The sequence below is a fragment of the Algirhabdus cladophorae genome, assembly GCF_044772865.1.
Lineage (GTDB): Bacteria > Pseudomonadota > Alphaproteobacteria > Rhodobacterales > Rhodobacteraceae > Algirhabdus > Algirhabdus cladophorae.
The window spans coordinates 431,572-456,588 of record NZ_CP173029.1 but is presented as its reverse complement, the minus strand read 5'-3'; the positions used below and the strand labels follow the sequence as shown (position 1 = coordinate 456,588).

General features: G+C 55.6%; 19 protein-coding genes. 7 read left to right on the top strand and 12 right to left on the bottom strand.

The window, feature by feature from the left end; all coding sequences use genetic code 11:
- Positions 1–24 precede the first annotated feature (24 nt).
- Entirely contained in the window at positions 25–831 is an 807-nt protein-coding gene (locus ACIRQ6_RS02190) for a phytanoyl-CoA dioxygenase family protein (RefSeq protein WP_420862499.1), read from the top strand.
- Here ACIRQ6_RS02190 and ACIRQ6_RS02185 read toward each other — a convergent pair.
- The 4 genes from ACIRQ6_RS02185 to ileS form a co-directional block, all read right to left on the bottom strand.
- The gene (locus tag ACIRQ6_RS02185) at positions 823–1,584 is read right to left on the bottom strand and encodes a hydroxypyruvate isomerase family protein (protein WP_420862498.1); all 762 of its coding nucleotides are present in this window, start codon (positions 1,582–1,584) and stop codon (positions 823–825) included. The genes ACIRQ6_RS02190 and ACIRQ6_RS02185 overlap by 9 nt on opposite strands.
- Positions 1,584–2,231, bottom strand: coding sequence for an aldolase (locus ACIRQ6_RS02180; RefSeq protein WP_420862497.1), 648 nt, complete (start codon positions 2,229–2,231; stop codon positions 1,584–1,586). The genes ACIRQ6_RS02185 and ACIRQ6_RS02180 overlap by 1 nt, the downstream gene beginning before the upstream one ends.
- Positions 2,228–3,478, bottom strand: coding sequence for a 3-oxo-tetronate kinase (gene otnK, locus ACIRQ6_RS02175; protein WP_420862496.1), 1,251 nt, complete (start codon positions 3,476–3,478; stop codon positions 2,228–2,230). Before otnK ends, ACIRQ6_RS02180 begins: the two co-directional genes overlap by 4 nt.
- A 79-nt stretch (positions 3,479–3,557) precedes the next feature.
- The gene (gene ileS, locus ACIRQ6_RS02170; protein WP_420862495.1) at positions 3,558–6,452 is read right to left on the bottom strand and encodes an isoleucine--tRNA ligase; all 2,895 of its coding nucleotides are present in this window, start codon (positions 6,450–6,452) and stop codon (positions 3,558–3,560) included.
- Positions 6,453–7,009: 557 nt separating this feature from the next.
- Between ileS and ACIRQ6_RS02165 the strand changes: the two genes are divergently transcribed.
- Together ACIRQ6_RS02165 and ACIRQ6_RS02160 are read left to right on the top strand one after the other, a co-directional pair.
- Positions 7,010–8,731 (top strand): NirA family protein, encoded by a 1,722-nt coding sequence (locus tag ACIRQ6_RS02165; RefSeq protein WP_420862494.1) that lies wholly within the window; start codon positions 7,010–7,012, stop codon positions 8,729–8,731.
- A 12-nt stretch (positions 8,732–8,743) separates the two neighbouring features.
- Positions 8,744–10,501: a diflavin oxidoreductase gene (locus tag ACIRQ6_RS02160; protein ID WP_420862493.1), complete on the top strand. Its 1,758-nt coding sequence runs from the start codon at positions 8,744–8,746 to the stop codon at positions 10,499–10,501.
- 6 nt (positions 10,502–10,507) lie between these two features.
- Here ACIRQ6_RS02160 and ACIRQ6_RS02155 read toward each other — a convergent pair whose 3' ends face one another.
- Together ACIRQ6_RS02155 and ACIRQ6_RS02150 are read right to left on the bottom strand one after the other, a co-directional pair.
- Positions 10,508–11,512, bottom strand: coding sequence for a YcjF family protein (locus ACIRQ6_RS02155; RefSeq protein ID WP_420862492.1), 1,005 nt, complete (start codon positions 11,510–11,512; stop codon positions 10,508–10,510).
- Positions 11,509–12,924, bottom strand: a complete 1,416-nt coding sequence (locus ACIRQ6_RS02150; protein ID WP_420863836.1) for a YcjX family protein — start codon at positions 12,922–12,924, stop codon at positions 11,509–11,511. The genes ACIRQ6_RS02155 and ACIRQ6_RS02150 overlap by 4 nt, the downstream gene beginning before the upstream one ends.
- A gap of 98 nt (positions 12,925–13,022) precedes the next feature.
- On the opposite strand from ACIRQ6_RS02150, the gene truA reads away from it, so the two are divergent.
- Positions 13,023–13,799 carry a tRNA pseudouridine(38-40) synthase TruA gene (gene truA, locus ACIRQ6_RS02145; RefSeq protein WP_420862491.1) on the top strand — a complete coding sequence of 259 codons (777 nt, stop codon included), beginning with the start codon at positions 13,023–13,025 and terminating at the stop codon, positions 13,797–13,799.
- On the opposite strand, the gene ACIRQ6_RS02140 is transcribed toward truA, so the two are convergent.
- Genes ACIRQ6_RS02140 through ACIRQ6_RS02130 form a run of 3 tightly spaced genes read right to left on the bottom strand, consistent with a single transcriptional unit; the run spans position 13,796 to position 16,925 of the window.
- Positions 13,796–14,281, bottom strand: a complete 486-nt coding sequence (locus ACIRQ6_RS02140; protein WP_420862490.1) for a hypothetical protein — start codon at positions 14,279–14,281, stop codon at positions 13,796–13,798. The genes truA and ACIRQ6_RS02140 overlap by 4 nt on opposite strands.
- Positions 14,278–15,933: a hypothetical protein gene (locus ACIRQ6_RS02135; RefSeq protein WP_420862489.1), complete on the bottom strand. Its 1,656-nt coding sequence runs from the start codon at positions 15,931–15,933 to the stop codon at positions 14,278–14,280. The genes ACIRQ6_RS02140 and ACIRQ6_RS02135 overlap by 4 nt, the downstream gene beginning before the upstream one ends.
- A gap of 14 nt (positions 15,934–15,947) precedes the next feature.
- Entirely contained in the window at positions 15,948–16,925 is a 978-nt protein-coding gene (locus ACIRQ6_RS02130; protein ID WP_420862488.1) for a membrane dipeptidase, read from the bottom strand.
- Positions 16,926–17,113: 188 nt separating this feature from the next.
- On the opposite strand from ACIRQ6_RS02130, the gene ACIRQ6_RS02125 reads away from it, so the two are divergent.
- Positions 17,114–17,638: a hypothetical protein gene (locus ACIRQ6_RS02125; protein ID WP_420862487.1), complete on the top strand. Its 525-nt coding sequence runs from the start codon at positions 17,114–17,116 to the stop codon at positions 17,636–17,638.
- A 354-nt stretch (positions 17,639–17,992) separates the two neighbouring features.
- Positions 17,993–19,573, top strand: a complete 1,581-nt coding sequence (locus tag ACIRQ6_RS02120) for an ABC transporter substrate-binding protein (RefSeq protein WP_420862486.1) — start codon at positions 17,993–17,995, stop codon at positions 19,571–19,573.
- 93 nt (positions 19,574–19,666) lie between these two features.
- Here the strand turns inward: ACIRQ6_RS02120 and ACIRQ6_RS02115 are convergent, their stop codons facing one another.
- Positions 19,667–20,119, bottom strand: coding sequence for a GNAT family N-acetyltransferase (locus ACIRQ6_RS02115; protein WP_420862485.1), 453 nt, complete (start codon positions 20,117–20,119; stop codon positions 19,667–19,669).
- Between the two features lie 164 nt (positions 20,120–20,283).
- Between ACIRQ6_RS02115 and ACIRQ6_RS02110 the strand changes: the two genes are divergently transcribed.
- Positions 20,284–21,849 carry an ABC transporter substrate-binding protein gene (locus ACIRQ6_RS02110; protein WP_420862484.1) on the top strand — a complete coding sequence of 522 codons (1,566 nt, stop codon included), beginning with the start codon at positions 20,284–20,286 and terminating at the stop codon, positions 21,847–21,849.
- A gap of 51 nt (positions 21,850–21,900) precedes the next feature.
- Here ACIRQ6_RS02110 and ACIRQ6_RS02105 read toward each other — a convergent pair whose 3' ends face one another.
- Together ACIRQ6_RS02105 and ACIRQ6_RS02100 are read right to left on the bottom strand one after the other, a co-directional pair.
- Positions 21,901–22,182 (bottom strand): 2-oxoglutarate and iron-dependent oxygenase domain-containing protein, encoded by a 282-nt coding sequence (locus ACIRQ6_RS02105; RefSeq protein WP_420862483.1) that lies wholly within the window; start codon positions 22,180–22,182, stop codon positions 21,901–21,903.
- A gap of 6 nt (positions 22,183–22,188) precedes the next feature.
- Entirely contained in the window at positions 22,189–24,894 is a 2,706-nt protein-coding gene (locus ACIRQ6_RS02100; protein WP_420862482.1) for a hypothetical protein, read from the bottom strand.
- Between the last annotated feature and the right edge of the window lie 123 nt (positions 24,895–25,017).

The window sequence follows — 25,017 nt, the reverse complement described above, 5'->3', positions numbered from 1 at the left end:
GACACTCTTTGAAAGGCCAAGTCCATGCTGCATCCGCTTGTGACCACAGAGCAAATCAAAGCCTTCCAAACAGACGGCGTTGTCTTGATCAAAGGTTTGTTTGCGGATCATGTGGCGGCTTTGCGGGCGGGCATTGAAGCAAACATCAGCAATCCCGGTCCTTATGCCGCTGAAAACCTGCATAAACACGAGACTGGCAGGTTCTTTGACGATTATTGCAACTGGAACCGCATTTCGGAATTTGAGACGGTTATTCGCACTAGCCCTGCCGCAGAAGTTGCCGCCGATCTGATGAGATCCCAGACCACGCAACTGTTCCACGACCATGTGTTGGTCAAAGAGCCGGGCACCAGTAAACCCACCCCGTGGCATTCCGACGGACCTTATTATTTCGTTAAAGGCCAGCAAACCGTCAGCTTTTGGGTGCCTGTCGATCCAGTCACGGAGGCTTCCCTGCGTTGTGTGGCTGGTTCCCACAACTGGCCCAAGCCGGTTTTGCCGACCCGCTGGTTATCAGAGACAGATTTTTACCCAGATCAAGACAGCTATATGCCTGTGCCGGATCCCGATGCCGAAGGCATGGATATTCGTGAATGGCCCATGCGGCCAGGCGATGCAGTCGCGTTTAATTACAACATCTTGCATGGTGCACGTGGCAATGAAACGACCCAACGCAGACGGGCGTTTTCGCTACGTTTGGTGGGGGATGACGCACGCTATACCCGGCGCCCCGGCCCTACATCGCCACCCTTTCCCGATCACAACATGACCGAAGGGCAAAAGCTGCGCCATGACTGGTTTCCAGTGCTTTTTGATCGCAGCTCAGCCTAGAGTGTTCATCCAACCGAGGCTGTCGTTAGTATCACCAACAGGTTTGTATTCCGCCCCAAGCGGTGCGTCATAACCCATGTCATGGATGTGCTGGAAAATATGCCCATACGCCACTTCCCCGTGATCCGGGGCAGCGCGGTCAGGTACACTGGCGAATTGAATATGTCCAATGAGCGGCTGTAGATCTGTTAATCGGTGGCTCAGATCGCCTTCCATCAATTGCACATGATAACAATCAAACATCAGCTTGAGATTGCCCACGCCCACTTCGTGGATGATCGCGCGGGCCTGCGTGGTCGTTTGCAGGAAATACCCCGGTGCATCGTAGTGATTAAGCGGCTCGATCAAAATGGTGATGCCGTGTAGCTCTGCCTCGGTTGTCGCGTAGCGCAGGTTTTCTACAAACGTATCATGGGCCGACTGACCCGAGGCAAACCCCGCCATAACATGGATGTTTCGGGTTCCTAAAGCCACGGCATATTCAACCGCTTGGTCTATTGCCGCGCGCGCCTCAGCTTCGCGCCCAACCAACGCAGACAACCCGTTTTCGCCGCCCGCCACATCGCCGCGATCCGTATTCAAACCGAGCATCGGTAAACCAGTTTCAGTCAAAGCGGCCTTGACCAAACGCGCTGGCGTGGCATAGGGCCAATGACATTCAACCGCATCAAAGCCTGCAGCATGCGCAGCGTGGACCGCTTCTGGTAAGGTGCGATCTGTCCACAAAAATCCTAAATTGGCAGAAAATCGCATCAATTATCCCATTCTACATCAAATTTAGACACAAGCCCGTTGATGTGCTCGGCCGTGAGCATTCGTGCATCAACGCCACGCATCATCATAGCAAGCCGCGCTGTGTCTTCCAATTCCTCGATGGCGTTGCAGGCGGCCTCAACGTCTTTGCCTGCCACCACCGGGCCATGATTGGCCAACATCACAGCGCTGCGTTTGCCAGCCAGACCGCGCACCGCCTCGCCCATGGCCGGATCACCGGGCAAAAAGAACGGCAGCAATTTAACTTTGCCCAGCTTCATGATCGCATAGGGCGTCATCGGCGGCAAAAAGTTATCCTCATCCGCGTCGGGCATCATCGACCACGCGACAGAATGACAGCTGTGCAAATGCACCACGGCGCCAGCCGTGCTGCGTGTGTCATAAAACGCCGCATGTAGAGGCATTTCTTTCGTCGGTTTGTCCCCGCCTATCAGCCTACCTTTGGCATCAAAACGCGACAAACGCGCTGGATCAAGCCGCCCGAAACTGGTCCCAGTGGGTGAGACCAATAAACCACCATCCTCGGTTCGGGCGCTGATATTTCCAGTGCTGCCACCGGTGAGGCCGCGGTCGAACATCGATTTTGCCAGCAGGCAAATCTGTTCTCTCAGCGCCGTCTCCGTCATGGGTTCTGCCCCAAGATTTCAGCAGCCTTTGCAAAGTAATCCGGTGCACCAAAGTTACCCGATTTCAAAGCCAAGACCAGATCTGAACCCGCCCTCAGGGCGGGGACGCCGGGATCAATCTCCGGTCCTATTTCCAATTGCGTAAGGCCAAGCGCCTCGACCACAGCGCCCGATGTTTCCCCCCCTGCAGGGAGTAATCTTTCAACCCCCGCAGCCACCAAGGCGCCAGTCAGATCGGCAAAAAATCCCTCGATTGCACCTGCTGCGTTTTCCAATCCAAATTTGGCCTGCACGTCCTTGACCACCTCTGGATCGGCGGAACTGTAGGCCAAGGGAATGCCATCCTGCGCCATCGCCCAATCGCATACCATTTGCGCGGTCAAGCGGCCTTCGATGACCTCCTCTGCGACGATCTCAAAAACGGGGTTCGTCTTTGCATGCAGGGCTACTTGCCCCCGTGTTGCCACAGAACACGAGCCTGACATCGCGACACATTTGCCTGCCTGCCCGCGCCATGTGGCACCCTCGCCACTGATCGCGCCCGAGGCTGCAAAGTTCGCCGGCAGGCCAAGGGCAACCCCAGATCCTCCTGTAATCAAAGGCAAATCTGCCACGGCTTTGCCAATCTCCAGCAGATCCGGATCGGCCATAGCATCTACAACAATCAAGCTGTTTCCTGCGGCGTCCTCGCGGGCCAAGCCCGCTTTGATGGCGCCCGATCCCTGCAAAACCTCTTGCGCTGCCACGTGACCGACCCCCAGCTTGGTCTGCGGGCGCAGCCAGCGCCGGATATCTGCATCAACCATGGGTGTCAGCGGATGATTTTGCATTCCACTTTCGCTGAGCAGCACATCATTCACAAACAAATGGCCCATATAAATCGACCGCCCCGTACCGGGAAACGCAGGGCATACGATGACCTTTTTTGAGCCCAAACGCTGCGCCAGCGCTTCGGCCACGGGGCCGATATTGCCCTCAGCGGTGCTGTCGAATGTCGAGCAGTATTTGAAGAAAAACTGCGTGCACCCCTGGGCCTGCAACCACTCTAAGGCCGCCAATGATTGCGCCACAGCATCGGCCGGATCTATGGAACGGGATTTGAGAGCCACAACCCCCGCTTCCACGCTGGCATCAGCATCCGTCGAGGGCACGCCGGAATATTGCACCACGCGCATCCCACCTTTGGCCAATGTGTTTGCCAAATCGCTGGAGCCTGTGAAATCGTCCCCAATACATCCCAAAAACATAGCTGTCCCCCGTAGTCATCGGGGCGACTATAGGGGTGTGAGGCGAGGAGGCAAGGCAAAGCCCCCTCGCATCAATGGCTTAACCCAAGGCGCTGTTACAGCGACCACAAACACCGTCGTGGCTATGAGTTCCCACATCAGGCAGAACCTTCCAACAGCGTTGGCATTTTTCGCCGTCCGCTTTGGCAAAGACCACTTTCGCGGCGTCTGATCCATCAAGAGTGAACGCATCCGCAGGGGCCTCTTGCGTGGACACTTTGATGTCGGATGTAATGCAGATATCGTCGAATGGCACAGTTGCCAAAACATCTGCGGTCGCTTGATCCACATGCACCATTGGTGCCGCTTCCAGTGATGCGCCAATGGTTTTTTCCCGGCGCTCGACCTCCAACGCGCCAGTCACGACGCGGCGCACATCGCGCACTTTGGCCCATTTTGCGGCCAAGTCTTCATCCAGCCACGCAGAGGGCGTTTCGGGGATGTCAGTGAGGTGGACCGAGCTTGCCTCGCCCGCGTTTCGTTCCAGCCAAACCTCTTCCATCGTGAAGACCAAAACAGGGGCCAACCACGTGGTCAGACGGGTGTAAAGGATGTCCAGAACTGTGCGTGCCGCGCGGCGGCGTTCGGTATCGCCATCGCAATATAAAGCGTCCTTGCGAATGTCGAAATAGAAGGCGGATAGATCGATGGTGGCGAAGTTAAAGACCGCTTGGAAGACACCTTGGAAATCGTATTTTGTGTAGCCTTCTCGGACAGTTACATCCAATTCGGCCAGACGGTGCAGCACCCAGCGTTCCAGTTCGGGCATGTCGGCGGGATCCATCCGGTCGCTTTCGGTGAAATCAGCCAAGGAGCCCAACATAAAGCGCATCGTGTTGCGCAAACGGCGGTAGCTATCAGCCACACCTTTGAGGATCTCCTGTCCGATCCGCAGGTCAGCCGTGTAGTCCGATTGGGCCACCCAAAGGCGCAGAATATCCGCACCGTATTGCTTGATCACTTGATCCGGCGCGATGGTGTTGCCGATGGATTTGGACATCTTCATGCCCTTTTCATCCAGCGTAAACCCATGGGTCAGAACCCCGCGATAGGGCGCGTGCCCTTTGGTTCCACAGGCCTGCAACATCGACGAATGGAACCAACCGCGGTGTTGGTCGGTGCCTTCTAGATACAAATCAGCCAACCCATCGTCGCTGCCATCTTCGCGGTCGCGCAGAGTGAACGCGTGGGTTGATCCGCTGTCGAACCACACATCCAAGATATCCATAACTTGCTCATAGTCATCAGGGTTCACAATACCGCCCAAGAACCGTTCTTTGGCCCCGTCTTTGTACCACGCATCGGCCCCTTCGGCCTCGAAAGCCTCCAGAATACGGGCGTTCACCTCTTCATTGCGTAGCAAGAAATCAGCATCGTCATGTTGTGCGCCAACTTTGGTGAAACAGGTCAATGGAACGCCCCATGCCCGTTGACGTGACAGCACCCAGTCAGGCCGCGCTTCGATCATGGAATAGAGGCGGTTGCGCCCCGTCTGCGGTGTCCAAGTGACCAACTCATCGATGCTGCGCAGCGCCCGTTCGCGGATCGTGGTCCCATAAGTGTCCTGCCCGTCGCCTACGGCCTTGTCGATGGCTGCAAACCATTGTGGTGTGTTGCGGAAGATCACCGGCGCTTTGGAGCGCCACGAATGGGGGTAACTGTGCTTGACTTGGCCACGGGCTATGATGCCGCCTGCCTCGACCAATTTGGCGATCACGGCGCTGTTGGCTTTGCCTTCTTTACCTTTGCGATCAAACACTTGCAGCCCTGCAAAGAACGGGACGTGATCGAGGAATTCCGAGGCCTCGCCCACGTTGTAGGTCATCCGGTCAATCCAGTTGCGTTTGACGAAGCAATCGTAGTCGTCGGCGCCGTGGGACGGAGCGGTGTGGACAAAACCCGTGCCTGCATCATCCGTGACATGATCCCCATCGATCATCGGCACATCGTAGGACCAAAAATCATCCATCTGCGCCAAGGGGTGTTCGCACACTGCGTCAGCCATCATATCTGCGGTCACATCTTCCACGCGCGTGAAGGACGTGGCGCGGGCTTTGGTCAGCGTTTCTTCAGCCAGCGTGTCGGCCAAGATGTAAAGATCACCGGCGGCGGTCCAGCTTTCATCCTCGGTCGTCTCAACACGGTAGAGCCCGTAGGAGATTTTGGGGTTATAGGCCACAGCCTTGTTCGACGGGATCGTCCAAGGGGTCGTGGTCCAGATCACAACACGGGCGTCCTTGATCGCGTCGGGGGCTGTGCGAAATTTGAACGGCACCCAGATCGTGTGGGACTTGTGATCGTGGTATTCGATCTCGGCCTCGGCCAGAGCAGTCTTTTCCACGGGCGACCACATCACTGGCTTGGACCCTTGGTACAAAGTGCCTGTCATCAGGAATTTTTGGAATTCTTCGGCGATGACGCGTTCGGCGTGGAAGTTCATCGTCAGATAGGGCTCGTCCCAATTGCCAGTGATGCCCAGACGTTTGAATTCATCGCGCTGGATATGAACCCACTTTTGCGCAAACTCGCGACATTCGTTGCGGAATTCGACCACATCGATGGCGTCTTTGTCTTGGCCTTTTTGGCGGTATTTTTCTTCGATCTTCCATTCGATTGGCAGGCCGTGGCAATCCCATCCGGGGATGTAGCGGGCGTCTTTGCCCATCATCTGCTGGCTGCGCACGACCATATCCTTGAGAATCTTGTTCAACGCGTGGCCGATATGTAGGTTGCCGTTGGCGTAGGGCGGGCCGTCATGCAGGGTAAAGCTTTGACGTGGCTCATTTTTTGCCTTGGTGCGCAGCTGGCCATAAACATCGATGCGGGCCCATTTGGCCAGCCAATCCGGTTCACGTTTGGGCAGGCCTGCGCGCATGGGGAAGTCGGTTTTGGGCAGGTTCAGCGTGGCTTTGTAGTCGGGTGTCTGGTCGCTCATTTTGTGGCGTCCTATACTTGGAATTTCGGCAAGGGTTAATGGGCGGCGCGAGGGTCTCAACGCCATTGGCCCGGCGGCTCTGGATTAGCAGAGCGCCGGGGATATAATTCGAATAATTTGAACCGAATAACCCGTCATGCGGCTGCTTATAGGGCGTTGAAAGGGCGTGGTCTAGGGGGTGCACGGCAGCCTGCGCGACATGCGCCTTTTGGGGGTTACCCCGCTGCAGACCGATTCTCAGTCAAGTTTGCCAAACGCCCAATTATTGGCCGAAACCCAAAGGGAAGCGGGGGCTGTTTGCACAAAAATTCACAGATCGATGTTTTACCTTGCACAGACTTTGCTGCACAGCAGCATCCACCTTGACACTTTTGCCTCGGATTGGCCTGTTGGAGTGCAAGCGTGTCGGGCAACCTGCACCGCTGCATTGATGGCAACGTGGCTACAATGACCTTTCGTGTTTTCGGCAACGATGGCGACACACAAACACTTCCTCCCTGTTGTGGGCCCTGCCCGTTTAGGCAGACGCCGCCATTTGCCGAAAGGACACAATAAACATGTCGCAAGGATCCGGTTTTTCTTCTGAACAACAGGCCTATCTGGTCGAGGCCTTGGGCAAGCTGGGTCTCGAACGTCTCTTTGCCGGTTCGAGCGGCGATACAGCACCTGAGGCGGCCCATGTCCATGGCACGCCGATTGATGAGCTGTGTAAAGAAGAAATAGCCAAGCTGGAACTGCATCCGCTGGATATGTGGGCCAAGCTTGAAGCCTGGACCGACGCAGGTGAGATGGCCACGGGCCTTGACCAGTTCATGCTGCGGCATCTGGGCTTTTTCAACGTTGAACCAAATAGCCCCGGCTATATGATCCGTATGCGCCTGCCCGGCTGTTTGATGCGCGGGGATCAACTGGTCGCCTTGGCCCAAATCGCCCAGACCTATGCGGGCGGCTATGCCCATGTGACAACGCGCGGCAATCTGCAACTGCGCGAGATCGCGGCAAAAGACGTGCTGAACGTGTTTTTCGCGCTGCGCGACGTGGGTCTTTCGTGCCACGGCACTGGTGCGGACAGCGCGCGCAATCTAACGGCCTCACCCACTGCTGGGTTCGACCGGCAGGAACTGATCAACCTTCTTCCCTACGCTGTTCGACTGGGCCAACGGATCCAAGCCACGCGGGAGTTGCAGGCAATTCCACGCAAATTCAACATTTCGTTCGACAATGGCGGAATATTGTCCTGCGTCAGCGACACCAACGATATCTCGTTTCAGGCCGCAGAAGTCACCGATGGCGTGGACCCCGGCATTTACTGCCGAATTTTGTTGGGCGGCATCACCGGGCACAAGGATTTTGCCCGCGACACAGGTGTACTATGCCACCCCAAAGACACGGTGAATATTGGTCATGCGATGTTGCGGGTATTTGTCGAACACGGGGATCGCACCAACCGCAAACGTGCACGGTTGAAATACCTGTTGGACCGCGAAGGCTTTGACTGGTTTATCGAACGCACCAAAGAAGCACTGGCAGATCTGGCCCCAGATGTTGAACTGATCCACCAAGGCGACGTCCATGACGCCCCGCGCTTACCGATTGATCGCACGGGTCACATCGGCGTCCACCCTCAGGCAGGCGAGGCGATGAACTATGTCGGTTTGGCCCAGGAAGTGGGCTATTTATCTGTTCAACAGATGACCCGCATAGGCGAGCTGGCCCAACACTACGGCCAAAACGATGTACGCTTTACCGTATGGCAAAACACACTGATCCCTCACATCGCCGATGCAGATGTGGATGCAGTCACGGCCAGTTTGGCCGAGGTGGGATTGGGCCATAGCGCCACGTCCTTTGCGGCAGGGGCTGTGGCCTGTACCGGCAAGGCGGGCTGCAAACTGGCGCTGGCCTATACCAAACAAGACGCCACATCGATTGTGCGGCATCTGGAAAGCAAGTTTAGCCTCGATAGTCCGATCAACATCCACCTCACAGGGTGCCCCAATTCCTGCGCCCAGCATTACATTGGCGACATCGGCCTGATGGGCACTGCAGCCCCCGATGGCAGCGAAGGCTATCACATCGTTTTGGGCGGCGGGAATGACAGCGATCGCGGGATCGCCCGCCCGCTGTGCGGCCCCGTGGCCGCGCGAGACGTTTGCGAGGTATTGGAAACGCTGGTGGCGCGGTACCTGTCGGATCGCGAAGGCACCGAAACCTTTCTCTCTTTTGCCCGGCGCATTCCCGATGATGCGCTGCCGTCCCTTATTCAGCTTCCTGCCTAAACGGAGATCACCATGACCAAGCAAGACCGTCAGATCACCACTGCCCTTGCCGATGCCATCGGCCGAACCGAAGCCACCCGCACCCAAGGTCTGATTGCCGAGGACGCGCCATTTGATCGCGACCAGCGCAATTGGTTGAACGGACTGTTGTCCGGGTTGCAAGCCATGGCTGCCGCCGCCAACGCCACTGGCGGCGCTGATGAGGCCCCCGCGACCGAGATGACGATTCTGTACGGATCGCAATCCGGCACCTGCGAAAGCCTTTCCAAAGACTTGCGTAAATACGCCAAAACCAAGGGGTTTGACGCAAAAATCAGCGCCTTGGATGACTTTGATCCGGCGCAATTGGCCGGTATCGAACATATGACCATAATCGCCGCTACCTTTGGCGAAGGCGAGCCTGCAGACAACGCGGTTCAATTTCATGCAGCCTTGATGGGCCCTGATGCACCTGCCTTACCCGCCAGCCTGAATTTTGCTGTCTGCGGTTTGGGCGACACCAGCTACGCCGAATTCAACCAAGCCGCCCGCGATCTGGATGCACGCTTGGCGGAATTGGGTGCCACGCGCGTTTTGGATATGGTGGCCTGTGACGTGGCCTATGAAGACGCCTATGCTGCGTGGAAAACCGGGGTTTTCGAGACAGGGGCCTTTATCGCCGCAGCCGGTGCCAGCAGCGCCCCGGAACCCGAGGCCGCAGGCCCAATGTTCGACAAAAATCGCCCCTTTGCAGGCACCTTGATGAAGGTGGACAAACTGAGTGGCGAGGGTTCCGCCAAAACGGTTAATCACATTGAAATCAGTCTTGCCGGCGGAGGTGAAGATCTGGAGTATCAAGTGGGCGACGCCTTGGGTCTGTGGCCCACCAATTGCCCCCTTGAAGTGTCCGAATTGCTGGCCGCAGGCGGATTTAACGGGTCCGAGGCCGTGATGCTGAAAGACACACCTACGTCGCTGCGCGCAGCGCTTTTGAACCGATTGGATTTAACCACGGTCACGCCCTCCACACTTGAATTGTGGGATATCGAGAAACCTGATGAGAACAGTCAGATCATTGACCTGATCGAATTGGGCGACCTCAATCTGGACCCACAGGCCTTTGTCGATGGGCTGCGTCCTTTACAGCCCCGTCTCTATTCCATCGCTTCCAGCCCCAAAGCACACCCCGGCGAGGTGCATCTGACCGTGGGCGAAGTCCACTATGATCTGCGCACAGCGCGCAAAGGTGTTGCCTCGACCTACCTTGGGCAGCGCTTGCAGCCCGGTGGTCAGGTCGGCGTCTACATTCAAAAGTCGGCGCATTTCCATTTACCCGCAGATGAAGCAACGCCAGTGATCATGATCGGCCCCGGCACAGGTATTGCACCATTTCGGGCCTTCCTTGAAGAACGCGCTGCACAACAATCAAAGGGTGAAAATTGGCTCTTTTTCGGGGACCAGCATCAAAAAACAGACTTTTTGTACCGTACTGAATTAGAAGATTGGGCCTCCTCGGGCGTTTTGACCAAAACCTCACTGGCGTGGTCGCGCGATGGGGCGGAAAAGGTCTATGTGCAGGATCTGATCCGCAAAGACGGGGCTGTGTTTTACGACTGGCTGTCCAAAGGCGCTGCGATCTATGTGTGCGGTGATGCGACCCGTATGGCCGCTGATGTCGACCAGACCATTTGCGAGGTCGTCGCAGAATTTGGTGGTATGGATGCGGATGCCGCCAAGCAATATGTGGCCGGACTGGGCAAAGCAGGTCGCTATCAGCGCGACGTCTACTGACCTGAGTTAAAAGCCAAATAACCCGGTTAGTGCACGTTTGACGATGCCTGCAATGTTAGGCCGGGTTTGACTGGTAAACGGCAGAGGGCGGCAGACTTCCAAGGCTGCAACACCGACACGGGCAGTCAGTGCCCCGTTGACCAAGCCTTCGCCAAAACGACGACTGACCTTGGCCAAAACACCGCCCCCCGCAAGGGTGCCGATCAGATCATCTGTCACAGCCACAGCGCCCGTGGCCACCAAATGGGTCAGCACCGTACGGGTCAAACGCCAACTGCCCAGCGCGCCACTGCGACCGCCGTAAATCTCGGCGATGCGGCGGATCATCCGAACATTCGACGTCAGGGCAGCGACCACATCTGCAAAAGCCAAGGGCACAATTGCAGTGACTGTGGCCACTTGACGTGCGGCGGCTTCAACCTCTTTCATGGCAGCAGCATCCAGTGGCCCCAAAAGATGCAATTCTGCCAGCTGCAATAGCGCATCGGCCTCAAACACATCGCCTTGCGTTTCTATCAGCTTTTCGCGCCCCCAGCGCGTGTCCTCGCGTCCCGCATAGAGCCTCTGCAATTGGGCAATCACCGCTTTTGCCGCGTTCAAATCACCGTCAGCCTGCGCCTTGATTGCTGCGGCTTGTACATGATCCAGCCGTCTGATTCGGCCAAAGGCCGCCAGTTCGCGCAATGCGATGATCAGCAAAACCAACACAAAAAGCCCTGTTAGCCCAAGCGCCGCGTAGCCCAAAATGGGGTTGCGCGCGATCAGACCAATCACAAAATCATAGGCCGCCAGTGAAACCATGAAACTGATCAAGGCCCCTAACAGGGACCAAAACCATTTGGCCAAGGATGACGGTTTGCGTGCGGCCAAAACAGCCATTGTTTGCATGGCTTGGCCCGACGGGGTGGGTACGGCGAGGTCTGGCACGGGGGGTGCCGTATCGGGCGTGCTGTCTAAATGCGGCTCTGTTTCAAGATCGATCAGAACAGGGCCCTTGGGCGGCTTGGTCATGTCAGGCGGTCTCCGATCAGAAATTCCGCAGCCCGGTCCAGGCGGATATGCGGCGGGCCATTGCCCGGTTGCAGGTTCAAAACCGAGGGCGCAAAAGACATAACCTGATAGTCCTGATCCAACCACGCCGCAGCCCCATCACGGGCCGGGCCAAGCAAATGATTAGGATCCTCTGGCAGATCCCCAGGGTAAAACGCAGCTTCTTTTCCGGTGTTCAGCAAGGTGCCCCGCACACAGTTCAACGACCTGCCGTCATGATCCAACGTTTGTTCCACTGTGGCACGCAAGGCCGCCATGGACATGGCCTGTGTCGTGGCCCCTGCAAACTGCGCGCGATCACGGGCCTCGCGGATCAACGCCTGCATAATACCCGTAAGCTGCGGGTGCTGGGTATGATGCAAATGGTCTGCTTTGGTGGCCGCAAAAAGGATCTTTTCCACGCGTTTGCCCAGAAATATCTGACTCAGAAACGCATTTTTACCCGGCCGAAACGCCCCAAGGATATCCGCCAAAGCAGTGCGCATATCTTCAACAGCTTGCGGACCTTTGTGGATTGCGCCCAATGCATCAACCAGCACGACTTGTCTGTCAATCTTGGCAAAGTGGTCCCGAAAGAACGGTTTGACCACGCGGGATTTATAGGCCTCAAACCGGCGCTCCATCTCGCGATAAAGGCTACGGCGCGGCGCATCGGTTTTTGGCAAAGGCGCAAAGGTCAGCGCCGGACTGCCTGCCAAATCACCGGGCAGAATAAAGCGGCCCGGCGTGCAATCGTAAAACCCGTCTTTGCGGGCCTGATGCAAATATTGGGTAAAGGCGCGGGCCAAAGCCTGTGCCGCAGGTTCTTGAATTTTTGCGGTGACATCAGCGTTTAGAACGGTCTGTAAGAAGGCTTCAGCACTTGCGCGATTTTCAATCCGCTCCAGCACTTCGGCCGACCACTGGCTATAGCTTTTGTCCAGCAAGGCAAGATCCAGCAGCCATTCACCCGGATAATCCACAATGTCCAAATGCACCGTTTTGGGGCCTGACAACCCGCCCAAAAGCCCCCTTGGCTGCACCTTTAGAGAGACCCGCAATTGACTGATCGAAGACGTGCTGTCGGGCCATTTCGGCGCAGCAGAGGTGAGCGCGCCCAGATGCGCCTCGTAGTCAAAACGGGGCACCGTATCATCGGGCTGGGGTTGCAAATAGGCCGCTTGGATCGCCCCGTTAGCGGCCCCCTGCAGGCCGGGCATACGCCCACGATCCAACAGATTGGCGACAAGCGACGTAATAAAGACCGTCTTGCCTGCACGGCTGAGCCCCGTCACGCCCAGCCGCAGCGAGGCTGGTTGAAAAGGCGCTGTCAAAGTGTCGCCCACGGCCTCGACCGAACGGGTCAGGCCATCGGCCAAAGTGCTGAGTACCAAACGTTTTATCCTTACGAATTTACCCCAAGATGGGTTCTGCACGGCCAAATGCCAAGGGGGAGTTTGCAAAGCCTCCTCCCCTTGGGTATGCCCCTCCTATGCCCAGATATGCCTTCAAAGTCGATTATAACGGTGCACCCTTTGCCGGATGGCAGCGGCAAGCGGACCAGCCATCGGTGCAAGGTGCGATTGAGGCCGCTTTGGCTAAGCTAGAGCCAGAAACGCATACGATTGCGGCTGCGGGTCGGACCGACGCAGGGGTCCATGCCTGGGGGCAAGTGGCCCATGTGGATTTGCAACGCGATTGGCAACCTTTTCGTCTGTCTGAGGCTTTGAATTACCATTTGAAACCATTGCCCGTGGCCATTGTTGATTGCGCGCAAGTCTCGGATGAATGGCACGCACGGTTTTCGGCCTTTGAGCGTCGGTATGTGTTTCGCTTGGTGACGCGCCGCGCGCCTGTGACCCATGACGCAGGATTGGTCTGGCATGTGCGGCACGATCTGGACCTCGCGGCCATGAAGGCAGGGGCAGCACAGCTTTTGGGGCGCCATGATTTCACGACATTTCGCTCGTCGATCTGTCAGGCCAATTCGCCGGTGCGCACATTGGACGCCTTGGACATCACAGCACATGCCTACGCCCAAGGTACCGAATTTCGCTTTGCTGTGCGGGCGCGATCGTTTTTGCACAACCAAGTCCGCAGTTTCGTTGGAACGCTGGAACGGGTTGGTGCCGGATCATGGACACCAGATGACGTTGGGGCAGCCTTAAGGGCGCAAAACCGCGCCGCCTGCGGGCCAGTTTGCCCACCGCACGGACTGTATTTGGAGAGCGTCGGATACCAAAACGATCCCTTTAACCACGCAGCCTAGTCGTTATCGGACAGCCCGGCACCAGCACCGCTGAGACGGCTTTCCTCACTTGCCGGGACATAGGTTTTCGCCGCCAACTTGTTCAAATGCGCCCAAAGCACAGGGTCCATCGGCACCCGAGCCGTCGGGCTGGCAAGGCTGGGGCGATCCGACATGTATTTCAACAGCAGGGTCTTGCCGGCTTGGATACATTTGACTTCGAATGCTGCGGTTTCCGCGTAACTGCGCAACAAGTCGGGCAAGCGAATGTTGGACAGGCTCAGACTGCTTCTGAGGCACAGATCATCCAGCATGCACGGAAATTCCAGAACCGGACTGTCTGGCGTATGGATCAACGCCTGCGATAGATCACCAACCGCGCGGCTTTGGATCAGATGTTGCGCCGTGGCGCTGGCAAACATTTCAGCCTGCGCCAACGGAAACCCGGCACCACGGGCCGCTTTGATTGTCAGCGCGACGATCTGGTTTGACGACAAGTTCATGCCTCAAACGCAGGCAGCCACCAATCGTCGGCCTCTGCATAATCATTAAACAAAGGCGCGCCTTGGCACAAAGTGATACGGGTCCAGCGATCCGACTTGGGATCGAATTTGGAGGCTCCAAAGAACGACAACTTACACCGCAGCATATCAATCGGCAGACAGCCTTCGCCGATCAGGTTGTCATGGATTTCAGCGTAGGGATTGCGGGCAAGGTTTTGGATGCGTTCCGCAGCAAAACGGTGCTGAGGATGAGCGCGCAGGAACTCGGCCAAACTGGTCCCATCAAAGGGCAAATCACGCGCCAAGTCCTGCACACGACGGGCAATGTCCAGCGGGCTTTCCAAGTCTGCACCGTCCTCAGAATGGCGCAACCCCAACCTGGGCTCCAGTTTTTCCTCGGACACATACCAAAACTGAGCCGTTTCCGAGTGGCTGTCGAAATCAATCTTTTGGGCCCAGCCCCAATCGCGGCGAATTTTGACCCACAACTGTCCGCAGCTTTCGCGTGGATCGATAAAGCTGCCAAACGGGTCGACCATACAGTCCGTCAACCCATCCACGAGGTCTTCAAACGGTTCGATCAAAAGGGCTGCGACCAACTCTTCCAGATCAGCAGAGTGCGTTTGAGCCGCCATCATAACGGCGTCCAATGCGAACGGTTCACGCAGCTTGCGTGGGTCCAGATAGAAGAGGCAAAATTCGGCAAAATCACTGTCGAGCTCCTCGATGCGGCTTTGATGGGCCGGATCGGGCACGCGCCACTGGGCGATATGATCTTGGGCCCGTAGGATCAACTGCCAGATGCGTTCGATCTGCGCCTCATCAAGGGTCTCAATTGCGCGGACACGGGCCAGCGCGGTTTCGCGCGCCATCATCCAATTATTCAGCAAGGTCGGATGCGACACCAAAAACGGCGCCATCCCCAAACCGGTTGAGTTGCCAATCCCAAGATGCACTTTGACATGGCGGGGCAAAGTACCCTGCCCTACGTGTTCCACCAGATCATGGGTAAAGCCACGGATCAGCCAAACCGTCAGCATCTCTGCTGCAAACGGGCCACCAAGGCAGGGGCGCGATTGGATAAGGGCCCTGTCAGCAATGCCAAATTTGCCGTTGCCGTAGACCGCCGTTGTACGCATCAAATAGCCGATATCTCGGATCATTGCCTCGTCAGGCACCGTGCCGCTTTGTAAGGCTGCCACAACAGCATTGAACAACCGCACCGATTTATTCGCGCGGCTTAGAACCAGTTCTTTTTCGGAAAATTGACCGGCTTCTTGTTTCGGGGCGTTCTTGCAAATACGGGCAATATCATCAGGCCCTGGCACCCCGTCAAACAGGCAAAACGCAGCGTCCCAAGCCGTAGCAATCACCCGGTCCGATCTTTGATCGGCGGGAATGTCGGTACTAACCGCAACCAAAGAATAGGTATGGCCACCCAATTCGACACTATAGACCGCGTGACCAAACCCATTTGCGCAGATGTTCCATACCGGGCGCGAGACTTGGGCATTTTCAGCCTTCAGGCGCCGCATCAGGCTGCGCAGGAACGACAGCCGTGTGGGAAACATCGACCCTAATTGCGCCAATCGCATTACGTGCGATGCTGGGCGCAGTGCCTTTTGCGGCGGGGTTTCAATGACGTCTTTCACAGCTATGGTTGCCCTTACGCTGGCTCAAATGATGTTTGATAAAAACGGTGCCAATTTTCGCCCATAATGCCGTCCACTTGCCCATCCGACAAGCCTGCCGTGAGCAGGCCTGCGCGAATATTCCCAAAATCACGGTTATCTTGAAACCAATTCGGCATGGGCGGGAAGCCTGCGTCGCTGGCAGAACCTTCGCCGTAGTCGATGGTTTTGGACCAACGCCCCACACGCATCCATTCGACGATACTGTCAGGTTGGTCCTGACAGAGGTCCGTGCCGATCCCAAGGTTTTGTGCCCCGTAGCGATCTGCCGCCTCTGCAACCATCTGACAAAAGCTGTCCAATGTGCAGTGCGTGCCATCCTTGAGGTGATGCGGATAGACCGAAAATCCCAGCATACCACCTGCGTCAGTGAGGGCTTTGAGGACCTCATGTTTTTTGTTGCGCAGGGCCGCTTGCCACCAATGGGGGTTGGCGTGAGTGATGGCGATGGGGCGAGTGGAATGGTCAATCGCCTCTAGGGTCGAACGGTCCGCAGAATGCGACATATCCACGACCATGCCGACGCGGTTCATCTCATGCACAACCTGTTTGCCCATACGGGTCAGGCCCGTGTCGTCGTCCTCGTAACAGCCCGTCGCCAGCAGGGATTGGTTGTTGTAGGTCAGTTGCATAAAGCGGATGCCAAGCTGATGGCAAATCTCAACCAGACCGATGTCGTCCTCAATCGGGCTGGGGTTCTGGAAGCCAAAGAAGATCGCCGTGCGACCTTCCTTCTGCGCCTTCAAAACGTCAGCCGCAGTGGTGCCTTTGAAGATCAGATGCGGCAGACGTTCGAACCAACGATTGAACGCCTCAAGGTTCAGCACCATCTCGCGGAAGCTTTCGTGATAGGCGATGGTCACATGCACCGCATGCACGCCGCCTTCGTTCATCTGTTGAAAGATGGGTTCGGACCAGTTAGCATATTGCAGGTTGTCGATCAGGAGTTTCATGGGATGAGGTGTGGCCTGAAACGAGGGCCAGAGCAATTCTAATTTCAGACGGATTTGTGTGGGTTTTGGACATGGGGTTGGGGTGGAGCGGGATACGTCTGTATTGATTTTGGGATTCAACTCTCAAGACCGGAGCAATTGTCGAGTTCATACTATGAAGAAGCGTCAGATTATGCGAGTTACACAACATGACCGCGACTGCATTTCACGATTGGTATTATAACGACGGTACATCTCGGGGCTACCACATGCCTAGAATTGCCCCATATCACACCGGCCCATTCCGCCTTGCCATCATGCTTCAAGACCCCGGTGGCCCGCTAGCTGGATCTGGTGCGCAGGGGTCTGGTGAAATTGGGGTCCGAAATGCCGACGGCACCGCACGTTATATTCGAAATGAACTGGATCATTTCAATTTTCGATACAGCGATGTCGTTTTGCTGAACGCTTTGCCAGGATACGGACTTAGAAACACAGTGTTGGAAAGACAACGCGGCGCGATCTTTAACAACGAAGCGATACAGCGCGCAGGCATTGATTGTCTATTAGTCGCAGGAAAGTCGATCGCGTGGCCTGTTGCTCATCTAATGAATCTAAACAGCATCAAAACCGCCTATACGCATCATCCAAGCATCAGAGGGCACAACGCTTGCGGATCAAATGTTGAAGGCAAGCGGATATGGCGTGAAGCTTTAAGGTCGCTCTTAGTTTAACCGCCAAATTCAATTGTATTGGGCCCTTTGATTTTGTTACCTGAACTTGGGCCGGTGTTCTGACACACATTCGACAGCGCTTTGTCTCGGCCAAATACATCCCACAGAAATTCGGTTTGGAGCGGTCACCAAAACACCAGACCGACGGGACGGTCAGCTGTTGGTCCGACGCCTTCGGCTCGGTTCCGGACCTTCTGGGCATCGACGACACGTTTGCCTCAATCGTATGACTACCGCCCAGAAAACTGCCTATCCAATGGGCAAAGACTTCCCCAACGTCCCTTTCACCCCAACGCGCTTGCATTTCTGAACAGTTGGTCAATAATCACCCAATCAACCTAGGGAGATACCTCAATGAAAAAGACGACCGCCCTTCTATCCGCTGCACTGCTGGCAACGACCGCATTAAGTGCAAGCGCTGAAACACTCAAATGGGCCCGCGCGGGCGATGCGCTGACGCTGGACCCACATGCCCAAAACGAAGGCCCCACATCGGCCCTTGCCCACCAGATCATGGAACCGCTTGTGATGCGCGACATGACCGGCGCCATGGTGCCGGCACTGGCCACTGAATGGGGCCCGTCTGCGGATAATCCCAATGTCTGGACATTCAAACTGCGCGAAGGCGTGAAATTCCACGATGGTGCTGATTTCGACAGCGAAGACGTGGTCTTCAGCCTCAATCGCGCCATGACACCGGACAGCGACTACAAAGAATTGCTGGCTTCGGTCAAAGAAGTGCGCGCTGTGGGCAAATACATGATCGAGATCGAAACAGACGGTCCAAACCCGATCATGGCCAACAACCTGACCAACATGTTCATGATGGACAAAGGCTGGGCCGAAGCAAATGGCGCTGTCAAAGTGCAGGACTATGAAGGCGGCGAAGACACCTATGCGGCCAAAAACGCCAACGGCACAGGCCCTTACAAACTGATCAGCCGCGAGCCTGACGTAAAAACAGTCATGGAAGCCTATGACGGCTATTGGGGCAAAGATGAATTCCCGATGCAGGTCACACGTATTGAATACACCCCGATCCAGAACGCCGCGACCCGTGTGGCTGCCATGTTGTCTGGTGAAGTGGATTTCATCCAAGACGTACCAGTTCAGGATTTGGCCCGTGTGGCCGATGCTGACGGTCTGGACGTGCGCACAGCACCACAGAACCGTGTGATCTTCTTTGGCATGAACCAAGGTGCGGATGATCTGGCCAACGACAACGTCGAAGGCAAGAACCCGTTGGCCGACAAGCGCGTGCGCCAAGCCATGAACATTGCCATCAACCGCGATGCGATCAAACAGGTTGTAATGCGTGGCCAGTCCGAGCCTGCAGGTGTGGCGATGCCCCCCTTTGTGAACGGTTGGACGGCTGAATTGGATAGCGTGCCGGCCTATGATGTTGCCGCGGCCAAGGCGTTGATGACTGAAGCTGGTTATGGTGACGGATTTAGCATCCAACTCGATTGCCCGAATGACCGCTACATCAACGACGAAGCGATCTGTCAGGCCTCTGTCGGTATGCTGGCGCAAATCGGCGTGACTGTGAATTTGGACGCAAAACCAAAGGCGCAACACTTTCCGCTGATCAACAATCTGGAAACAGATTTCTACATGCTGGGCTGGGGTGTGCCGACATATGACAGCGAATATATCTTCAACTTCCTTGCTCACACCAAAGGCGAGAAATACGGCAGCTGGAACGGCACACGCTTTGGCGATGCGGATCTGGATGCCAAGATCGTCTCACTGGCGTCGAATACAGACCTAGAAGCACGCAATGCGACAATCGCGGACATCTGGGCCACCGTTCAAGAAGAAGTGTTGTATCTGCCAATCCACCACCAAGTGCTGAACTGGGGCGTAAAGTCCAACATCGGCACCATCGTGGCACCGGATGACACAGCGAAGTTTAAGTACTTCACGCTGAACTAAGTATCGCTTTGATATGAGTTAGAAAGCCCTGCCAGTTTGGTGGGGCTTTTTTTGTGTAAGACACCTCGCAACGGGTCATCAATGCAAGGTTGCTTATTTGATCAGAGTGCGTTTTTCCGCGGTCACTTTGGAAATAGTAAATCCCTCGCGGAGATAAAATTTCAGGGCCGATGTATTTGTCGTCAGAACGTCAAGCTTCGTCGCAAGTCCGAGAGAGTCTGCTAATTCTGTTACCTCTTTTAAAATAACCGCACCAAACCCGCGATTTTGGTATGCCGGAGCCAGAAAAATTCTATTCAGAAGTAAATATTGGTTGCTCAATCTGTAAGCAACGCAGCCGATAGCCTGCCCGTCTAAGCTGACTATTTGATGATTGGACAGATCAACATTTTCCAAAGTCGCTGAAGGACGCCAACTGCCCCATAGAGCAATTGCATAGTCTTTCATGGAAACCTCTTCCAACCACAAAACAAAAGGACCATCTGCAGCAGTGGCGCGTCTTAGATCAAATGGAGCATCCCCTACTGAAAGTCTTGGATCTATCATCACAAAATCCTTTGGGCACAACGACTCCCGACTGAACTATATGTGGGGGTACTTTTCATTATCAGTAAGCCTTTGGAAAACGTCTATTCTTCACAACCAGTTGATGTGACCCGCGTCTATGTTAGGCTCATGGTGAACGGATTACACCATTGGAGGGACCATTCATGTATAAACTGACCTGTGCCACGGCGCTTGCCACACTTCTGGCACTGCCTGCAGTGGCAGAAGAATTCAAATGGGCGGGCACAACGGATCCGCAAACCATGGACCCTCATGCGGTGAATTCCGCCCCTGTTTTAGGTTTTCTCAACAACGTTTATGAGGGCCTCGTGCGCCGCGGCAAAGATATGGCGGTCGAGCCTGCACTGGCTACGTCGTGGGAACCCATCGGTGCTGGTGAAGGCTGGCGGTTTAATTTGCGCCAAGGCGTGACATTCGCAGGCGGCGAGGCGTTTGACGCCGAAGACGTGCTATTTTCCTACCAACGCGCCAGTGATGAAGCCTCGGACACCCGCAGCTGGTTCTCGCCTGTCTCAGAGGTGAAGGTCGTCGATCAATACACTGTCGATATTATGACCAGCGCGCCCAACCCAATCTTCCCCGGCTCGATCGCCAACTGGATGATCATGGACAAAGGCTGGACCGAGGCGAACAATGCAGGCGTGCCGGACAAAGACAACGGCAACTACGCCACCCTGAATGCAAACGGCACAGGTGCGTTCATGATCACCGAACGCGCGCCAGGTCTGAAGACCGTGTTGGAGCCAAATGGCAATTGGTGGGGCGAGGTGGAACACAACATCACCCGCGCTGAATTCACCCCGATCCAGAACCCCGCCACAGCCGTGGCTGCCCTGCTGTCTGGCGATGTGGACATGATCAACCCTGTGCCCATCCAAGACGCAGTACGCCTGAACGGCACTGACGGCGTGAAAGTGATCCAAGGCATCGAGGCCCGCGTGATCATGCTGGGGTTCCCTCACGAGGCTGATACGCTGAAATATTCCGCTGATGCGGGCAAACCAAACCCGTTCAAAGATGTCCGGGTCCGCGAAGCCGTGGCTAAGGCTGTGAACGTGGATGCGATTTTGCAAACCATCATGCGTGGCAATGCCGAAAGCGCCAGCCAATTGGTCAGCCCTGCCATGCGCGGCTACTCCGAGGCACGCGCCGCACGACCTGCATTTGACGTAGAGGGTGCCAAGGCCCTGCTGGCCGAAGCAGGTTATGCAGACGGGTTCAGCTTTGGTCTGAAATGCCCCAACAACCGCTATCTGAACGACGAAGCGGTTTGTCAGGCCGTCACATCCATGCTGGCGCAAGTCGGAATCAAAGCCGAATTGGACGCGATGCCCGTGCAAAACTACTGGCCAGAACTGCGGGCCGACAACTACGACATGTACCTGCTAGGCTGGTCCCCAGGCACATTCGATGCAGAACACCCGCTGCGTTTTCTCGCCTCTACACCTAACTCAGAAAAGAAACTGGGCAGCTGGAACTTCGGTGGCTTCTCCAATGCGCGCATCGACGAAATGCTGCCAATGATCCAATCGGAAATCGACGACAGTAAACGCCAAGCCATGCTGGACGAAGCCGCGGCCATCTTGCAAGATCAGCACGCCTATGTGCCGTTGTATGTGCAACCTCTGGTTTGGGGCACACGGGACAATGTTGAGCTGACCCAACGGCCCGACAACTTCTTTATCCTACGCTGGACCACAGTGAACTGAGCCAAAACAAAACATCACGTAAAAGGGGTCGCTTGCGGCCCCTTTTTCATTTTACGTCCAGCTTTTTCGTTTGGCATACTGGGCGAAACTTTTGCGGTTGCGTCCGGCAATATGGGCACCAGCTGTCACGGGCTTGTAACGGCTCTCATCACGCGACACGCCCAAATCACATGGATCAATCCCATGCCCTGAGATATAGAAAAAACCGGGTCCCGTGGCAGCCTCGTGGATCTGGGTGGCCACTTTGGCGCTATCGCCCCCTTGCAACAAGGGGGCGATATCTATGATCGGGATGGCCGCAATATCAACGGGTTGGACTGCGGTATCGGTCATGCCAGATCAAAAGATGAAGTTCGCAGCATCGGCCAGATCGCCTTCCAGCACATCGCGGACCTCAACCGTGACATTGCCGAAGGTCACGATCACATCGTCCCCGTCTTGCAAGAACCCAAAGCTGGCCAGAGATGTGGCTCCTTGGAATTCCAACAAGTCTTCGCCAATAGCAAAATCGGTTATCTTGTCCGAGCCATCGCCAGATTTGAAAAAGAACGTGTCTGCGTCGCCGCCGCCCTTGAGGGTGTCGTCGCCTTTGGACCCAACGATCAAATCATCACCGCCGCCGCCAACAAGGTTGTCGTTGCCCAGACCCGCCTGCAATTCGTCATTGCCGCTGCCGCCAACAAGCGTGTCCTTGCCGCTGCCACCATCCAGCACATCATCCCCACCACTGCCTTCCAAACGGTCACGGTCACCACTGCCTTTAAGGTAGTTGCTGTTGTTGTCGCCCAGCAAACGGTCGCGTTGCGCTGTACCAATCAGGTTGTCCACACCGGTTTCCGAGAAATAGCCCGCAGGTGCAGGGGCCGAGATATCGCCATTCGGATCACCGACGTTTTGATAGACGCCAGCTCCATCCAGATCGACAACAACACCAACCGAATATCTGCTAAAATCGACGGTGTCCGATCCGCCGTCGGCGCCAAAGCCAGCTTGAACCTGAACACTGGCCCCTTCGCGCATGATCAAATAGTCGTTGCCATCATTGAGACGAATTTGACCTACGCCACCGTTGCCAACAATTTCGACCACATCGTTGCCATCACCACCCTTGATGAACTCAACAAATTCAAAGACCACAATGGTGTCGTCTCCGCTGCCACCGGACACAAACTCGGCACCGCCGTTCACTGTGATTGTATCGTTGTCATCGCCGCCCCGAAGATATTCGACATAGCTGCCTGCTGAAGTGGTGACGGTGTCTTCGCCGCGACCCGAGCGGATCGTCCCCGCGCCACCAGCCAGAACGTTGATCGTATCATTGCCGTCACCGGCATCGATGTTTTCGATAAAGTTCGTCGCACTTGTGGTGATCGTATCATCGCCGTGACCCAAGCGAACAAAATGCGCGCCATTTTCACCAAAGGTCACAATATCATCACCATCGTCGGTCGTGATGGTTTCCACAAAACCGCCCGTCGTCGTGATCACGTCCACATCCCAGCCGGTGCGAATGGCGCCTGCACCACCTGTCCCGACAGTAATATCCGATCCATCATGAAACGATTGAATACGCTCAACAAAATTGATGCCGGTTGTGATCGTATTAAAGCCATTCCCAAGGTTGATATCAAAAACGCGGCCATCGCCGATGGTCAAAGTATCAGCCCCATCATAGGTGACCAAAGTATCAATCTGCCCGTCAGCCACTGTGATGACATTGGTCCCTTCACTCAGGTTGGCATATTGAATGCGTCCACTGCCAACTGTCAGCGTATCGTTGCCTTCATTGGTCCGGATCGTGTCGATGCGACCTGACCCCAAAGTGATCGTGTTATCACCGCTGCTCAGATTTACGGCCCCAACCCGGCCACTGCCAACAGACAACAGATCATCGCCTTCATAAGCCTGCAAAATGTTCACTTCACCGGATGTGACATAGACTTTGTTGTTCCCGCTGCCTGCAACGACCGCATCCGCATAGCCGCGATTGATCCGAATAACATCGTCACCATCATAGCTGGAAACCATCTGCGCCCGCGCATCAGATGAATAAAGCTGAAGACTGTTGTCCCCATCCCCAAGGTTGACTTGGTTAATCCGGCCACTGCCCCGAATTTCAACGCGGTCGTTTGCACCGCCCAAGACAGCCTGATCAACCGACGCATCATCTTCGATATAGAGCAGGTCCACACCACCACTGAAACCGATGCTGCGGATATCGCTCCCAGAGTTCACCTGAACCGTATTATCACCGCTATAAGACAGAATTGAGCCAACAAACGCATCGGTCACAGTGACCGAATTGGTGCCACCACTGAGGCTGATTTGATCAGAGTCAGCAAATAGATTGAGAGTGTCATTTGCGCTGCTGCCATCGTAGCTTTCTAACCGTCCAGATCCCCCATTGTAGGTGGTATCGCCGCGCGTTTTTAAGAAGTCGATATCACCAGAAGACCCGTTGATGATATTGGTGCCTTCGCCCAACTGGATCGAGTCCACATCCCCCGACCCCATGTTGATCGTATTGTTGCCATTGTCCAAATCGATCGCGTTAATTCTACCGACGCCACCATTGATCGTGTTGTTGCCATCATCCGCTTCGATATAGCCCACGCGGCCTTCGCCAACAGTGATTGTGTGATCTCCATCACCCAGTTCGATCCCGCTGGTGCGTTCGACGCCCAAGACGATGTTCGAGCTGGCAGCGCCGTCATCGCGGATAAACCGGATTTGGGTTGTCAGCAGATTAATCTCTTGGTGGCCCCCAAAGGACAGCTCCAACAGCGAAAGATTACGAAACAGCCCGTCGTCCACGTCATTAAACGTCATATTTACCGCATCGGCATTGGTGTTGACGAGGAAACTCTCGAATTCCCACTGCCCACTCATATTGATGGTCTGGTTGATTGTGTCGCCCGAGACACCAGCAAAAACAGAAAGACCATCAAACGAGCCCCAGCTTCGCGTGGTCGCAAAAGGTGACCCATCAAAAAGAGTAAATGAACCTACGCCTGTCCAGTCGGTTGTGTCGGTATAAGTGACCATGGAAAATCCCCCAAAATATAAATGCCATCGCCCAGTGTCCCAAACACTACGGCCATTGGTTAATACTATGCTCTTACCTCACGCAGCGTCACTCAAATTTTTGGTAATCTTCGTCCAAAGGGT